This is a genomic window from Pedobacter sp. NEAU-ZC8 (genome assembly GCF_059278965.1).
Genome location: NZ_JCAJXC010000013.1, coordinates 34,184 through 49,371 on the forward strand (window position 1 = coordinate 34,184; position 15,188 = coordinate 49,371).

Here is a 15,188-nt window from a genome sequence, read left to right on the forward strand (position 1 = left end):
TGGATTAATCAACGATTTCATGCATGTTTTCGGCGTAAACTTTCAATCTGGATTTCAGGATTTGTCTAGCCAGGTGTATCCGGGTTTTTACTGTACCGATTGGAATTTCGAGCATTTCAGCGATTTCCTGGTATTTGTAGCCTTCAAAGTATTTTACGAAGGGGGTGTAGTATTCTGGTTGTAGTTTAGAGAGGATTTTGTTGATGTCGTCTGTTACAAACTTGCTGTTGCAGGTGTTTGATTCAGCATTATTGGAGAGATTCTGATTACTGATCTCCTCTGTCTGGACGATCACGTTTTCTTTTCTTTTGATCCTTCTGTATTCGTTGATGTAGGTGTTCTTTAAGATGGTAAACAACCATCCACGTAAATTAGTTCCTTGTTTAAAAAGTCCTGAATACCGGAAAGCTTTTAGCAATGTATCCTGGACCAAATCATTGGCATCATCAATATCTTGAGTGTATTTTAGGGCAAACGCCTGAAGCGCATTCTTGTGGTCACAGATCTGTAAATTGATGTCTAAATTTTTCATAGGTTTTAATTTATAGGATGTGTCAGTTTCAGAACAATCTATGTACCAAAGTATTAATACCTGCGAATATGTTTTTAAATACGGTCCCAAACTAAGTATCAGCTTTGCTGTTTATAAGTTAAACAAATAAGATGGACATGGAGAACGAAAATTTAAAAAATCAGAACGGCGGTACGCCGGATGAGGAGTCTGTAAAATTGAACAACGACACTGATTTTGAAAACCCAAGTGTAGATCCCGGTTTCGCGGAATCTGGGGATGATCATGATGAGCAGATGGAAGGCCGGGATGATAAAAGATCCGGTAATATCGATTCCAATAAAAGCATCAAGGAAATGCGTGAAGAGTTCGATCAGGATCAGGATGCAATGAATAATAACTCTTCTGAGGGTGCTTTTGACCCCACGAAAATATAAGGAGCGTTTATGCCAGCAAAAGTAGTTGAAGAATGTGCAAAGTTGTTAGCTGCGCAGGAGCTTAATATTGCCTTCGCCGAAAGCGCAACAGTTGGCCGTATGGCTGCCGAATTCGGGCTCACGGACGAAGCAGGGAAGATTTTAAAGGGTGGAATAGTCTGTTACGATGCCGGTGTAAAGGAAGATCTGTTGAAGGTAGATGATGAGCTCGTGGAGCAGTTCAGTCCGGAATCGGCAGAAGTTACCGAAGCTGCGGCAAAAGGTTTAAGGGCGCTCATGCCTGCATCTATTCACGTCGCCATTACAGGATTAACCTGCCCAGGCGGCAGTGAGTCTGAAGAGAAGCCCGTGGGGACGATGTTTATCCATTGTATTTCCGATCAGTTTGAATTTGCAGACCGCACAGAATTTACCGGCGGTAAAGAGGTGATCATCATGAAATGTATCGAACATTTCGCCGGAAAGTTAATACAAAAAATAAGCCCTGATCATTGATCGGGGCTTATTTATAGTTGCATTTAAGCACAATTACAATTTCTGTGCAGCCTCATAATGGCTTTGAATCACGGCTAGTGATTTCTCTGCAAATTGTTTCACCTTCTCTTCCCTGGTATTTGCGCCAAACTTGAATAGTTGCACCGCTTTATTGTGACTGTTGATCATCATGTCCTTATAGTGTTTGTCGAACTGCGCACCTTTAAGGCCTTTCATCATATCCAGCTCTTCACGTTGCTCTTTGCTAAAATCACCTTTGAGAATTATCTGACTTTCTGTTGCAAGTGCTTCGGCTTCTTTATCCATCTGTGTATGATCCTTGATCATCATTTCTGCGAAAGCTTTGATTTTAGGATTGGTACTTACCTGTAGTGCCTGTTTAGCCATAGTGATCTCCAGCAAGCCAGATGCTTTGGCGCCATCCATAAAGATTTTATCGTCGTCAGACACTTTGGTGTGCTGGGAAATATTGTTATCGTTTGGTCGATTACCTCCAGGTTCAGGGGAACTGCTGAGCTCCTTAGAGCCTGAGCCGGCAGCATCACTTTGGAATGTGGTATCTTCAGTCGTATTTTGGTTAACGGCACGCGTCTCCGGACTCTGGCAGGCCGGTAATACAAAAATCAAGCTTGTTATAAAGCAATAGGCGATATTCTTTTTCATAGTTGTCATTTTTGTATAATAAACATTACAACTCCGAATAAAGTTTGTGTTTTTTGAAGGCGGCAAGCCCAGCCCAATAGCGCTGAAAGAAATATTGCCGTAACTTAGGGAGACTATTTATGAAGATACTACATACGGCCGACTGGCACTTAGGCAAAAAACTGGAGCAGTGTGAACGGACTGAGGAACACCAGGATTTTCTGGATTGGCTGATCGAAAAACTTCGCGCAGAATGCATTGACGTGTTAATCATTGCGGGAGATGTGTTTGATACCGGATCACCCTCTAATACCGCATTAGAACAATATTATCGCTTTCTGCGTATGGTGAAAGATACCTGCTGCAGGGAGGTCGTAATTATTGGCGGTAATCATGATTCCATCAGTACGCTCAATGCACCTAAGGCGCTATTAAAATATTTCAATGTACATATTGTTGGTGGCGTGCCTGAGGTGTTTACGGAACAGATCATTCCAATACATGATCAGCAGGGCAAACTCGAACTCGTGGTTTGTGCAGTGCCCTTTCTTCGCGACCGCGACATCAGGCTTTCCATATCCGGTGAAAGTAATGAGGAGCGGGAGCAACGCATAAAACAGGGAATCAGCGATCATTATCATCGTTTCGTGGAACATATCACCACTTATAAAGAAGCAAACGTTCCCGTGATTGCGACCGGCCATTTGTTTGCTGCAGGTTCCACAACGTCTGAAAGTGAGAAGGAGATCCATGTTGGAAACCTTGGCCAGGTACATGGTGATCATTTCCCGGTGGAGTTTAATTATATCGCGCTTGGACACATCCACAGACCACAGCTGGTGAACCGGATGGAGCATATCCGTTATTCGGGGTCACCGATCCCGTTGAGCTTTTCAGAGAATGAAGATAGAAAGCAGGTGCTGATACTCGAATTTCAGGCAGGTACCCTGATCAGCCTGGTGCCACACGAGGTACCTTGTGGCCGTAAGCTCATCCGGATTAAAGGTGATTTGGAAAGTGTTAAGCGAAAGTTGCTGGCATTGGAAGACCCAGGACTGAAATATAAGCCCTGGGTAGAGGTACAGGTTGAAACAGAAACTGCGATTCTGGATCTGGATCAGCAGCTTGCCCAGATACAGGCGGGAAAACCTTTTATCGAACGTTTCTTTCCAAGGCAGAACCGGACACGGCAGCACAAAACGCTTGACGCTTTTCAGGAGGAACTCGCATTGAAGGACCTTACACCCAAAGCAGTATTTGTGAAACGTTGTGAATCAAAGGTCGCCGAAGAAGAGTTCCCTGAGCTGATGAAAACGTTTGAGGAAGCATTGGAATTAATGGGGCAGAAGGCAGAATGAAAATACTAAGCGTAAAATTTAAAAACCTCAACTCGCTGCGAGGGGAGCATAAAATTGACTTTAGCCAGGTTCCATTTTCAGAAACCGGGTTATTCGCCATCACTGGTCCTACCGGTGCTGGTAAAACCACCATTCTTGATGCGATCACCGTAGCCTTATATGGAAAGGTGCACCGACATAACAGGGATGTAGATGAGATTATGTCCAGACATACGGGCGACTGTTATTCCGAACTGGAGTTTGAAGCAAGGAATCAGGTGTACCGTGCAAAATGGTCTTTGCACCGCGCGGGAGGTAAGCCGGACGGCAAGTTGCAAGCAGAGAAGATGGAACTGTCCGAATTTCGGGATGGCGACTACGTCATGATTGGTGAACATCGGGTTACACAGATCCGCCAGCAGATTGAAAGTATCTGCGGCCTGGATTACCAGCAGTTTCTGCGTTCCGTGATTCTATGCCAGGGAGATTTCACACAATTTTTGAAGTCGAGCGACAGAGATCGTAGTTTCTTGTTGGAGAACATCACCGGCACCGAAATCTATTCTCAGATATCCGTGTTTGTATTCGATAAGCTGAAGGAAGAAAGAGAGAAACTCAGTGCCTTGGAAAGCCAGCTTGGCAACGTAAAACTGCTAAGTGCGGATGAAAAATCAGCCTATGAGCAACAATATGCTGAGCTTTTTGCGCAAGAAAGCAAACTCAGGGCGGAACAACAGGCTACATCCTTGAATATCGCCTGGATAGAAAATATCCAAAAGCTTGAGCTCAGAAAAACAAGCCTGAATACGGAGGCAACACTGCTGAGTGGTAAATTTGCAGCAGTGCAGGAGGACTTCGAAAAGTTAAAATGGCACCATGCGGCTTACCGGTTTAAGCCCCAGTACGACAACATCAATGAGCTGATTACCGAAGAGCAGAAAACTGCAGTAAACTTGCAGCACATGGAAGCCGGGCTACCCGTGTTAGCGGAACAATTGAAAAGTGCAATTGCCTCCCTGAAGCTTGCGGTAGCGCGTCATGTTGATGCAGAACGGCTTTTGGAACAGCAAAATCCATTGATTGATGAAGCAATCAAAAAGGACGAGGGCCTTAAAGGTCTAGCTGGCGCCTTAGCTGCCGCTGAGGCCGAGCATAAAGCCATTCAGCCCGAGATTGTTGCCATCAGCACTAAAAAAGAAGATTATGAATCCAGAATAAAGCGTTTTACGGTAGAACTTCAGCAGCTTCAGGATTATCAGCTTGCAAACACGGCAGATGCCAACTTAGATAGGCAATTATTGGTATTTGAACAGCAGCTGCAGCGATTAAAGGAGGTTTTAAATGCTTTGTCTGTTGCAGAACGTGATCGATTAAAAACGATAAATCTTATCAAAGAAGGTCAGCTTAGCTTGGAAAAGCATGCGGCACAACTGAAGACGGCCGAAACGCGCTATGCAGATTTAGGGCGTGAGATCACTGCTTTGGAAGAGCAGTTGCTCCATGGACTAAAGGGTAGGGCGCTTGAAAAGTTGGAGGCCGAGGTGGAAGGTTTGCCCTTGCTGATCAATCATTATCAACAGCAATGGGACACTGTAACCGCGCTGGTAATTTTCCGGAAGGAATATGCCACGATACAAGCTTCTCTTAAAGCAGCGGCTTTGCAACTAAGTGTAGAAGAAGAGCGATTTGCGAAGCTGGAGCTGGAATATCAGGCATCAAGGAAGCTCCTGGAAGTACACGAAAGGCTTGTCGAAGCGGAGCAACGCTTTCAGAAGTATGAGGCTGACCGGGTGCATTTGAAAGATGGGGAGCCTTGTGCATTATGCGGGGCCTTGCATCATCCTTTTGCCTCGGGTACACACGAGCATCAACTATCGGAAGCGAAACAACAGCTTGAAGAGCAGCGGAAGGTTGTCGATATTCTTGATAAAAAGCTGCTGGCTTCTAGAATGGAAGTTCAGAAACTTAAACTTACCGTCGAGAATGCAGACAAGTCCCTGCAGGATAAACTAGATGCCGGCAAGACTTTGAAGCTGAAATTTGAGGCCATAAACAACGAGCTACCAGAGGCCGTAGGGGACAAAGATCCGCTTGTGATTGAACAGCTCCGGAATGCCACGACAAAGAGATGGGAAACCTTGAAAAGCAGCTTGCAACTTGCGAAGCAGCGAAAGGAAGCGCTAACCAAACTTCAGAAACAACAAGATGAAGTAAAGATTAAATCCATTAATCTGGAAGGTGATACCGCGCTGATCAAAGAAAACATTAGGAATAATGAGGAGCAGCTGGAACGAATTCAGCTGGTGACCAAACAGCTGGAGGAGCGCCAGGCGGAGGCTGTGTCTGGCATACAGGCGCTGCTGGATCCACTTCAGATTGCTTTCAATCAGAACACATTGGATGAAATTCATAGTACCTTGAAATTACGTTCGGAGCGATATCAGGAATCTGAAAGAAAGTTGAAAACCCTCAGCGAGGAAACCGCCAGGCTTGGAAAAGAACTTGATCCACTTGCCTTTAATCTGCAGGAAAATTTAAAATCTGCGGAGCGGATGCAAATTCAAATTGCAGCACTGTCGAGGCAGCTGTCGGATTTAAGTGCTGAACGTGCTTCCCTGTTTGGAGATAAAGATCCAATTCAGGAACGTAACCGGTTGACCCTGGAGATCCGCAATCTTAGTCTGGCTAAAGATAAGGCGCTGGTCTTGCAGCAAGAGATGCAAAAAGAACATTCTGAAGCTGAAATTTCTATCCGCCAGCTTAAAGAAAACCAACGCTTACTGCGTGCCAAGCTGGAGCGGTTAGAGGAGGAACTGATTGTTCAACTTCAGAAGGAAGGCATTGCTGGTATTGGCGCGATTGTGGGACTCCTGCTTCCAGAGACGCAGGCTGTGGAGCTGGCAGATCTAAAACGTCAACTTGAAGAAAGCATCAGCACCAATCAGGAGTTGATCAAACGTACGGAGCAGGAGCTGGAGCTGGAATTGAAGAAAGCGCTTACCAGCACTCCGCTGGAAAGCTTACAGGCGCAGATAAACACCATAGGGGATGCGCTATCTGCCTTAAACCAGGAAATTGGTCGCATTAAGGGGATTTTTGCTGCTGATGAAGCAACGATCCGTCAACATGAAGCCATTACCGGGCAGATTCATTTGCAGCAACAGGAATTTAGCCGTTGGAATAAGCTATGCAATTTGATTGGTTCTGCGGATGGGAACAGCTTCAGGATGTTTGCACAGGGATTGACCCTGGCGAGACTCACGGAATTAGCTAATAAGCACCTGGCACAGCTTACCGACCGCTATAGCATCTTGAAAAGCAAGGATAAGGATCTTGGGCTGGAGATTGAAGATCATTACCAGGCAGATGCCACAAGGCCGATGGCGACACTCTCCGGTGGAGAAAGTTTTCTGGTGAGCCTTGCACTCGCGCTCGGGCTTTCTGATCTGGCGAGCCATAAGGTTCAAATCAACACCTTGTTTATTGATGAGGGCTTCGGGACTCTGGATGCTGACACGCTGGATGTCGCGATTTCCGCATTGGAGAATTTGCAGGCAAAAGGAAAGACAGTTGGCATCATATCGCACGTCGAAGCATTGAAGGATCGCATCGGTACGCAAATTCAGGTTGAAAAACAGCCAGGAGGTTCCAGCAAAATCAGAATTCAACATTATGGTGCGGTTATGGTATAACCTGCACCCTTATAAATTATTTAGAAGAATACATGAAAATTAAGCGTTCCATACTGGCTCTGCTGTTTGTCCCCCTATTAACAACGGCTCAACAAACAAGTAATCCAAAGAATGAGATCTACATTGATAAAAAGGGATTGTTGCGATTGCAGTCTGATAATCGTGAAGCCAGCTACTTCGGGGTGAACTATACCTTGCCATTTGCTTACGGCTACCGCTCGCATAAGAAGCTGAATATTGATCTCGAAAAAGCCATTGATAAGGATGTTTATCATCTCGCACGTCTGGGCATTAACGCTTTTCGCGTGCATATTTGGGATACCGAGATCAGTGATTCACTTGGTAATCTGAAGAATAACGAACACCTGCGGTTATTCGATTACCTTATCGCCAAACTTGAGGAACGGAACATCCGGATTCTAATTACACCAATAGCGTTTTGGGGTAATGGCTATCCGGATCAAGATGAAAAAACAGGAAGTTTTGTGGAAGTTTATAGCAAGGGCGGCGCAGTTGTAAATGAGCAGGCCTTTGTCGCTCAGGAACGCTACCTGGATCAGTTTTTCAGGCATGTAAATCCATACACGAAGAAGTCTTACGGCGAAGATCCTTTTGTGATTGCTGCCGAGATCAATAACGAGCCTAAACATACCGGCCCGAAAGCCCGCACAACCGAATATGTGAACAGGATGGTTAAAGCGGTACGGCAAACCGGATGGAGCAAGCCAATCTTCTACAATATCAGTGAATCGCCAAGCTATGCGGATGCTGTCGCAGCTTCTAACGCAGACGGATTCAGCTTTCAATGGTATCCGACCGGCCTTGTCGCCGGACATGAGCAACAGGGTAACTTGTTGCCACATGTAGACCGCTACCATATCCCGTTTGACACGATTCCGGCTTTCCTGAATAAACCCCGGATGATCTATGAGTTTGAATCTGCAGACGTGTTAAAACCTTACATGTACCCTGCGATGGCCAGGAGCTTCAAAGCAGCAGGTATGCAATGGGCTACGCAGTTTGCCTATGATCCGATGGGTACAGCCCATGTAAATACTGAATATCAGACACATTATCTAAACCTGGCTTACACACCATCGAAGGCGGTCAGCTTGCTGATTGCTTCCAGGATCTTTCATCATCTTCCGGCATATAAGGAGTTGGGTAGCTTTCCGGCGAATACGAATTTCGCGGGATTTAAATTAGATCCGCAGGCTGCGGCTGCCGAGATGAATACAGAGAAAGAATACTATTACACCACTGGAAGTTCATCTAAGCCCGTAAACTTCAAGACCCTGCAACATATCGCTGGCGTAGGTTCTTCAGCCGTGCTGAAATACGAAGGCTCAGGTGCATATTTCCTGGATAAAGTAAAGGATGGCCTGTGGCGCCTGGAGGTAATGCCTGATGTGAAGGCGTTGACAGATCCGTTTGGCAAGAACGAGCTCGATAAACCGGTAACGACAACCATCTGGGCAGAACATCTAATGAGGGTCAACCTGCCGGACCTCGGGGCCGGTTTCGAGGTTGTGCCGCTAAATGATGGTAACAAACACCTGGCTAAGGTAAAAGGCAACGAATTTACCATTGCGCCAGGTACCTACCTGATAAAACGTAAAGGGCTTGTATTTAGGCCTGCAGCTCAAATGAAACTTGGAACACTTGGCTTGAAGGAGTTCGTTGCTCCAGAGCAGGTTTATAGTAGAACAGCGCCTACAGCTACAAGCCAGGATTTAACTGCAAGCGCAGGAAACGGTGTCCGGCGAGTATTATTCGATGGAACAGATAAGTCCAGTAATGTCGCTGTATATTCACCAGACTGGGACACGGATCCTTATACATTTACCTGGACAGAACAAGATGGTGGTTCGCTGAACCTTGAACACAAGCCTTCAGGAAGAGGGCAGAATAGTGGTATGCAGGTATATGTTAAAGGAATTCTCGGCAATGCAGGCTCCAGGCTTTTGGATTACAAAACCATTTCCCTGCAAGTTGAGGCTCAGCAAGAGACTGCAGGTAAGATCGTTTTAGTAGACCAGGACGCAAATGCGGTATCCGCTACGATAAAGATTGGAACAACCGGTAATGCAGTTAAGGTCTTAATTAATAGCATGGAACCTGGCAGTTTTATGCTGCTGCCCCGCCCATATCCTGGTTTCCAGGCACTTCAGTTTGAGCGCAAGGGAAAGCAGGTCTTCAATATTCAGAAGCTTGAAAAGGTCCAGGTGTTGCTGCAGGGTGATGACCAGCAGAACGAAGTTCGTATAAAGCGAATTGAACTGGTTAAATAGTATTCTTTAAACGCCAAAGATAACCGCTCTTTGATCTGTACCTGTCTAAACGGTCCAGTTCAAAGAGCTGGTTTAAAAAGGTTTCTGCCTCAGCCTTGTTTTTATGGGTCAGTACCGCATATTCTTTGGTTGTCATGGTAGGGTAGTAGCTAAACAGATTCAAGTAATTCGTGTTTATCGGCTTTTTTGTTGCTAAAGGGTTCCACTTTTGAATGGCTTGTTCGAACTCTTCGTAAGGTTTAACACCATACAATAAATAGGATTGCTGATCGGCATCACTGAATAAGATAGAAGGAAAGCCTTTTATACCAAAACTTCTTGCAAGTTTTACGTCGTTCTCAAAATCGGTTACCGCAGGACCGTTCATGTCACGTTCCAGTTGCACCGGATTAAGTTGGCTCTGCAATGCAGCTGTTTTCAGGTGTTGTACACGCGTGATATTCTTCTTTTCCAGGAATACCATTTCCTTTATCCTGCGGTAGAAAGTCAGTGCCTTATTAGGATCTTGAAGTTGTGCAGCCTTAAAAGCTATTGCTGCGGGAAAGGAAGAGTGTAGGGGGTCTTCCAACCAGATGTCACCATCTATAGGCATGTCATAATGTTTACTGGCTTGATCCCAGTGACCCGCAACATCTTCCGGCTTTTTCACGTCATTACCTTTGTAGGCAGACCAGCTTGCCAGCAATCCCCCCATCCGGTATTCCAGGTTGAAGAAATCACCATACTCAAGTTTCAACTTCCTAAGATGTGGTTCAATTCCCCAGCAGGAAGAGCATATTGGATCTGTAAAATATAAAATACTTATCTTTTGCTCAGGTGCTGAGCCGGGATTCTTTAAGGCTGTTTGGCTATGGGTAGGAAGGTTGCAGGTTCCAGCCTCGATATCACAGAAGAATTTAGTTTCTTCACTCATGTCCGTTATCTTGAATATATATTTTTCAGCAATAGTCTACTATGTTAAAAAATTAAACAAATGGATAGGGCTCATGTGTGTGAATCGAGCTCAAGATAGGAAATTAAATAAATATTTATTGGCGGTTTAACCTTTTTTAACATCGGCGCCTGATTCCCAGGCCTTTTCCATTGTTTGCAGGAATAATTCAGGTGCCTGCGCACCGGATACCGCATACTTATCATCAAAAACGAAGAATGGAACACCACGGATCCCAATCCGCTGCGCTTCTAGCTGGTCAATCCTCACCTCTGCATCAAAGTCCTCGGAGCTAAACAGCGCGCTAAGCTCTTCTTCCGGTATCCCTACACTTTTGCCTGCAGCAATAAGGACACCCTCATCATCGATGTTCTTACCTTGGGTAAAATGTATGCTGAATAGTTCCTCTTCGATTTCGTTTCCGAGGTTTTTGGTTTTAGCAAGTTGTATAAGTCTGTGTGCTTTAAAGGAATTTGCAACTACAGATTGTTCAAGCTTGAAGTTAAGACCCACTTCCGCGGCGGTCCTGGTTACGTTGTCAAACATTTCGACCGCCTGGCTTTGCGGAATGCCTTTAGCCGCTGCGAAATAATCATAGATGTTAGTGTCTTCAACGGTTTGAAGATTTGGATCAAGCTCAAAGCTCTTCCAGGTGATGGTCACCTCCTCTTGATGTGCAAAGTCTGCTAGTGCAGCTTCAAACTTTCTTTTCCCAATGTAGCAGAACGGGCATCTTACGTCCGACCAGATTTTAACTTCCATATTGTGTGTGTTAGTTTTTCAAATGTAACTTTGTCTACAAATTCAATTGTTGATGAATTGCAAGAATTCCTGGCTTAATGGTCTTCTGCGACAATCCTGTTCCATTCGGGATGCCTTTTAAGATAGGCCCGCACGTATGAACATGCCGGTACAACCTTCAGGTTCTTCCCCTCCAGATAGATGAAAGACTTTTCTACCAGATCAGCCGCCACACCTTTACCGGTCTGTTCTTCAGGCACCTCAGTATGCATCAGGTAGATCTTATCACCTTCCAGCTCATAACCGATGAAGGAGCGTTGTCCTTCAACCCACAGTTCCAAGGCATGTTGAGTTTGGTTGTCTTTAAGTTCGATATCTTGATATTTCATATTTGATCGCTTATCCTCAATTTCAGCTATAAACAACTTCAAACCTGTATTGTGTTGGAATTGTGGGATTGTTCAACGCTTGGACTAGTAGCTGTTTGATTGTCCGCCGTCTATGGCAATGATCTGGCCATTAACATAGGCACAATCGTCACTCATAAGAAACACGACTAGTTTCGCGACCTCTTCGGGCAGGCCCAGACGTTTTGATGGGTTATTAAGAGAGAAGGCTTGCTCTGCCTGTTTTGGGTTTTCCGGATTCATCTGTTTGAAAGCTTCTTCAACCATAGGCGTGAGGATCGCGCCGGGTGCGATGGCATTGATCAGAATACCATCTTCTGCATACTCTACCGCGGCATTCTTAGTTAATCCAGATACCGCATGTTTACTTGCAACGTATGGCCCTTCATTTAAGACTCCTCGGATACCACCCACGGAGGTTGCATTGACAATGCGACCACTTTTCTGGGCCTGCATAACTGGAATGACATAGCGCATACCGTAGTAAACACCCATCAAATTGATGTCGATAACTTTCTTGAAAGATTCCATATCATACACGGCAAGCTTCGCCTGTTTTCCTTCAACGCCAGCGTTGTTGTAAAAACCATCAATGGTCCCAAATTCGGATACAGTCTGAACGACATAAGCCTTCACCGCTGCTTCATCTGAAACATCTGCGGTAATGGTTAAAACCTTGGTGTTTGGGTATTCACTTGCTAACAGCTTCCTGACATTTTCCAGTTCGGCAGCATTGTAGTCTACTAATGATAATTTTGCGCCTTCTTTTGCGCATTCCATAGCTGTGGCTTGCCCTAAGCCCATTGCAGCGCCTGTTATTACGATAACTTTACCTTCAAGTCTCTTCATATCGTCAATATAGTTTTAAGTGTCATTTGAAAATGTAACATTCAGTACGTAAGTTATTTTTCCTAAGTTACATTTATTTGGAAACAAACTCGCCTTAATGCTGTTCAGCAGTAGATTTCAGCTTATGTTATGGCAGGCAAAAGAAAACGTGTTTTATTCTTCCCCCTTAATCTTCTTTCGCATTACTTGAGGTGTTTGGTGCTGGCAGATTCCTATGACAAAACTGCGTACGATATTCGCTTTCTAAGCTCGGATAGATACAATACGTATGTGAAGGCCCGGGGTTACGAAGTGTTCTCATGTGCGAGTTTTGATGCTGAGTTTGTCATGCATTGTACCAATAATTTTAGTTTTGAGTGGCTCAATAGAACGGATATTGAACGTGTCCTGATCGGTCAGGTGAAGTGTGTTAATGCGATGAAGGCAGATGTGGTGATTGGCGATGTGGCCCCTACCTTGAGAATGGCCGCTGAACTTGCCGGTGTGAAGCATATTACACTTGTAAATGGCTATATGACCAGATATTATGCAGCGACACGGAAGATCCCCAGAAAACACAAGGCATATGAACTGATGCAGCAACTCCCCGCTCGTTTTGCGGATGCGTTAACAACAGTCGGGGAACGACTGGCCTTCAGGAAAATACATGCTCCGTTTGACAGTTTAAGGAAAAAATACAACCTGCCAGCAGTAAAGGACTATCTGCAGGAACTGGAAGGTGACGAAAATCTAATCTGCGATATGCCTGAACTATTTCCGCAGAAGTTTCTTCCAGGCTCTTACCGCTTCATTGGACCCTTACTTTACCATTACCCGGAAGATCAGCCTGATTGGCAGGATCAGGTAAATTGGAACAAGCCGCTGATCTGTGTATGTATGGGTAGCACGGGTGATTGGGAGCAGCTCCGCTTTTTGAATGACCATTATTATAGCAGATACACCATTGTCACCGCGGGCGATCAAACAGGTGTACTTTCCGCTGATCACATCATCAATCGGGATTTCCTGAACTTGAATAAAGTACTCGAAAGATCCAATCTCATGATTTGCCATGGTGGAAATGGAACCATATACACGGGCATTTTAAACCGGGTCTTCATGCTTTGTCTTGCAAGCCATTTCGAGCAGGAATACAATATTGATGCGCTCGAGCGGAATGGCTATGGAAAATCTGCCGCCGGATTTACAGCATCCAATTGGAAGGAGCATATACGTTTCCATTGCGAAAGGTACAAGCTGAAACAACCTGCTTAGATTATACCAGCTTTGTTAAGCCCATCTTTAGCAATCCAATACTGGTCGCGTAAATAGGGTGGTTTAATTTTTCAGCAAACTTAGCTCCAAATAGATCTGTTTTCAAATGTAAGATAGGCGTTCCTGCATGACATTTAAGTCCTGTGATCTGTTCACCAAGCTTTCTGAGGTTTTGCAGGCCTGAGTCACCACCTGTGAATACAATTCCACAAGTCAGTGACCTGCCTTTTAATGCCTGTACGATGTAATCATACGCCAGGCCGATAAGCTCTTCCATTCTCGACTGAATAATTAGTGCAAGATCGACTTTGGAGATGAAACGGTCCTTGGTGCCGTTCAGGATCTTATACTGGATGATTTCAGCGGGGTCAGTATACTCGGGCAGCACCGAACCATAGGTTTTCTTGAGTAATTCAGCTTGTTTATTACTCAAGCCCGTGAACTGTTTGATGTCTGCAGTTATTGAATTACCACCCAGCAAAATGGTGTTCGCATATCGCATGATACCGTTTTTGTAGACCACGATGCTTGTCACGGCTGCGCCGATATCGATCACCGCAATGCCTTCTTCTTTTTCTTCCTCGCAGACCACGGCTTCAGCAGATGCTATAGCGGTGGGATAGATGGCCTTAATGCCACTTCCTGCCTGACGCACACACTTATGCAGATTGCTTAGGGCGGTGACCTCCCCGGTGATGACATGGAAATCAGACTCAAAACGCTGTCCCGACATCCCTATTGGATCACGAATATCCGGTTCATCATCTATAATAAAATGTTGTGGTTCCAGATACACGATCTGTTCGCCAGCAGGATAGGGGTTTCCCTCCATCTCCTTTTTCAGGCGGATGATATCTTCAGGACGAATGTCCCTGATCATGTCGTCGCGGATGATTACACCGCGCTGATCGAGGTTACTACAGATACCGGAGTAGTTGGCAATAACCTGATTGATTTCCAGATTCGTAGTACTGCTTGCCGCCTCCAGCGCTTCTTTGATGGCAGCGGTCGTTTTTGTAAGGTTTGTAACCGAACCTCTTGTCAATCCTTCAGAAAGCGCTTCACCAATGCCTAATACTTCTATCTGACGGTTTGCATCCAGGCGCCCGATCACAGCCACCACTTTACTTGATCCTACATCCAGACCCACAGCGATCCCCTTAGGATTATCCTTTAATATAACCGGTATCGTGGGTTCCGGGGCAGCCGCTGAGGTGGTTTGCAACCCGGGCTCATGTGAAGTTTCCTTATCTTCCGTCCAAAGCGACTTGAATTGTGGAAACTGGCCGGTACTAAAACGCTCAAACATTGCGAGCAGGCCTTTTTTCTTCATATAGGGTGAAGTATAAATAAACTTCTCTATACAAACGAATAGTTTTTTAAAATTGTTTGCTTGCAGATGCTTTGAAGCTCATTTCAAAGGACTTTAATTAACAAAGTCGCTGATCAACAAAGGGTAGATCTTCATCAATGCCCATTCCTAACTAAGCCACTGCAGCAAATGCAGTGAAGAATGTTGGACAAAAACACAGGTTTCTCCGGAGGTTTTCCCAATACCATACCCTTGAAACCTGTGTTCGCACCTGCTGTATGCTAATAAT

Annotated in this window: 13 protein-coding genes; 6 read left to right on the plus strand and 7 right to left on the minus strand. The window is 45.1% G+C overall.

The window, feature by feature from the left end:
• Positions 1–4 precede the first annotated feature (4 nt).
• Positions 5–532: a sigma-70 family RNA polymerase sigma factor gene (locus AC5WJX_RS11580; RefSeq protein ID WP_440429717.1), complete on the minus strand. Its 528-nt coding sequence runs from the start codon at positions 530–532 to the stop codon at positions 5–7.
• A 137-nt stretch (positions 533–669) separates the two neighbouring features.
• On the opposite strand from AC5WJX_RS11580, the gene AC5WJX_RS11585 reads away from it, so the two are divergent.
• Both AC5WJX_RS11585 and AC5WJX_RS11590 read left to right on the plus strand, forming a co-directional pair.
• Complete coding sequence (locus tag AC5WJX_RS11585) at positions 670–948, plus strand: hypothetical protein (RefSeq protein ID WP_494484641.1); 279 nt, start codon at positions 670–672, stop codon at positions 946–948.
• 9 nt (positions 949–957) lie between these two features.
• Positions 958–1,443 carry a CinA family protein gene (locus AC5WJX_RS11590; RefSeq protein ID WP_494484642.1) on the plus strand — a complete coding sequence of 162 codons (486 nt, stop codon included), beginning with the start codon at positions 958–960 and terminating at the stop codon, positions 1,441–1,443.
• A 33-nt stretch (positions 1,444–1,476) separates the two neighbouring features.
• On the opposite strand, the gene AC5WJX_RS11595 is transcribed toward AC5WJX_RS11590, so the two are convergent.
• Positions 1,477–2,106 (minus strand): DUF4142 domain-containing protein, encoded by a 630-nt coding sequence (locus AC5WJX_RS11595; RefSeq protein ID WP_494484643.1) that lies wholly within the window; start codon positions 2,104–2,106, stop codon positions 1,477–1,479.
• A 119-nt stretch (positions 2,107–2,225) separates the two neighbouring features.
• Here AC5WJX_RS11595 and AC5WJX_RS11600 point away from each other — a divergent pair, with 119 nt between their 5' ends.
• From AC5WJX_RS11600 to AC5WJX_RS11610, 3 genes are read left to right on the plus strand one after another with little or no spacing between them, the layout of a single operon-like run.
• On the plus strand, positions 2,226–3,443 hold the full coding sequence (locus AC5WJX_RS11600; RefSeq protein ID WP_494484644.1) for an exonuclease SbcCD subunit D C-terminal domain-containing protein: 1,218 nt from the start codon (positions 2,226–2,228) through the stop codon (positions 3,441–3,443).
• On the plus strand, positions 3,440–7,114 hold the full coding sequence (locus AC5WJX_RS11605; RefSeq protein WP_494484645.1) for an SbcC/MukB-like Walker B domain-containing protein: 3,675 nt from the start codon (positions 3,440–3,442) through the stop codon (positions 7,112–7,114). The genes AC5WJX_RS11600 and AC5WJX_RS11605 overlap by 4 nt, the downstream gene beginning before the upstream one ends.
• 32 nt (positions 7,115–7,146) lie before the next feature.
• The gene (locus AC5WJX_RS11610) at positions 7,147–9,405 is read left to right on the plus strand and encodes a cellulase family glycosylhydrolase (RefSeq protein WP_494484646.1); all 2,259 of its coding nucleotides are present in this window, start codon (positions 7,147–7,149) and stop codon (positions 9,403–9,405) included.
• Here AC5WJX_RS11610 and AC5WJX_RS11615 read toward each other — a convergent pair.
• The 4 genes from AC5WJX_RS11615 to AC5WJX_RS11630 form a co-directional block, all read right to left on the minus strand.
• The gene (locus tag AC5WJX_RS11615) at positions 9,398–10,318 is read right to left on the minus strand and encodes a DsbA family protein (RefSeq protein WP_440429710.1); all 921 of its coding nucleotides are present in this window, start codon (positions 10,316–10,318) and stop codon (positions 9,398–9,400) included. The genes AC5WJX_RS11610 and AC5WJX_RS11615 overlap by 8 nt on opposite strands.
• 126 nt (positions 10,319–10,444) lie before the next feature.
• Positions 10,445–11,098: a DsbA family oxidoreductase gene (locus AC5WJX_RS11620; RefSeq protein WP_494484647.1), complete on the minus strand. Its 654-nt coding sequence runs from the start codon at positions 11,096–11,098 to the stop codon at positions 10,445–10,447.
• A 74-nt stretch (positions 11,099–11,172) separates the two neighbouring features.
• The gene (locus AC5WJX_RS11625) at positions 11,173–11,466 is read right to left on the minus strand and encodes a GNAT family N-acetyltransferase (protein WP_494484648.1); all 294 of its coding nucleotides are present in this window, start codon (positions 11,464–11,466) and stop codon (positions 11,173–11,175) included.
• Between the two features lie 84 nt (positions 11,467–11,550).
• Positions 11,551–12,333 (minus strand): glucose 1-dehydrogenase, encoded by a 783-nt coding sequence (locus AC5WJX_RS11630; RefSeq protein WP_440429706.1) that lies wholly within the window; start codon positions 12,331–12,333, stop codon positions 11,551–11,553.
• Positions 12,334–12,462: 129 nt separating this feature from the next.
• Here AC5WJX_RS11630 and AC5WJX_RS11635 point away from each other — a divergent pair, with 129 nt between their 5' ends.
• Entirely contained in the window at positions 12,463–13,587 is a 1,125-nt protein-coding gene (locus tag AC5WJX_RS11635; RefSeq protein WP_494484649.1) for a glycosyltransferase, read from the plus strand.
• A 1-nt stretch (position 13,588) separates the two neighbouring features.
• On the opposite strand, the gene ftsA is transcribed toward AC5WJX_RS11635, so the two are convergent.
• On the minus strand, positions 13,589–14,920 hold the full coding sequence (gene ftsA / locus AC5WJX_RS11640; RefSeq protein WP_494484650.1) for a cell division protein FtsA: 1,332 nt from the start codon (positions 14,918–14,920) through the stop codon (positions 13,589–13,591).
• Between the last annotated feature and the right edge of the window lie 268 nt (positions 14,921–15,188).

Coding starts and splice junctions, on each gene's coding strand:
- AC5WJX_RS11630 (WP_440429706.1), bottom strand. CDS start 12,333: ATGAAGAGACTTGAAGGTAAAGTTATCGTAATAACAGGCGCTGCAATG.
- AC5WJX_RS11620 (WP_494484647.1), bottom strand. CDS start 11,098: ATGGAAGTTAAAATCTGGTCGGACGTAAGATGCCCGTTCTGCTACATT.
- AC5WJX_RS11635 (WP_494484649.1), top strand. CDS start 12,463: ATGGCAGGCAAAAGAAAACGTGTTTTATTCTTCCCCCTTAATCTTCTT.
- AC5WJX_RS11590 (WP_494484642.1), top strand. CDS start 958: ATGCCAGCAAAAGTAGTTGAAGAATGTGCAAAGTTGTTAGCTGCGCAG.
- AC5WJX_RS11605 (WP_494484645.1), top strand. CDS start 3,440: ATGAAAATACTAAGCGTAAAATTTAAAAACCTCAACTCGCTGCGAGGG.
- AC5WJX_RS11625 (WP_494484648.1), bottom strand. CDS start 11,466: ATGAAATATCAAGATATCGAACTTAAAGACAACCAAACTCAACATGCC.
- AC5WJX_RS11585 (WP_494484641.1), top strand. CDS start 670: ATGGAGAACGAAAATTTAAAAAATCAGAACGGCGGTACGCCGGATGAG.
- AC5WJX_RS11615 (WP_440429710.1), bottom strand. CDS start 10,318: ATGAGTGAAGAAACTAAATTCTTCTGTGATATCGAGGCTGGAACCTGC.
- AC5WJX_RS11595 (WP_494484643.1), bottom strand. CDS start 2,106: ATGAAAAAGAATATCGCCTATTGCTTTATAACAAGCTTGATTTTTGTA.
- AC5WJX_RS11580 (WP_440429717.1), bottom strand. CDS start 532: ATGAAAAATTTAGACATCAATTTACAGATCTGTGACCACAAGAATGCG.
- ftsA (WP_494484650.1), bottom strand. CDS start 14,920: ATGAAGAAAAAAGGCCTGCTCGCAATGTTTGAGCGTTTTAGTACCGGC.
- AC5WJX_RS11600 (WP_494484644.1), top strand. CDS start 2,226: ATGAAGATACTACATACGGCCGACTGGCACTTAGGCAAAAAACTGGAG.
- AC5WJX_RS11610 (WP_494484646.1), top strand. CDS start 7,147: ATGAAAATTAAGCGTTCCATACTGGCTCTGCTGTTTGTCCCCCTATTA.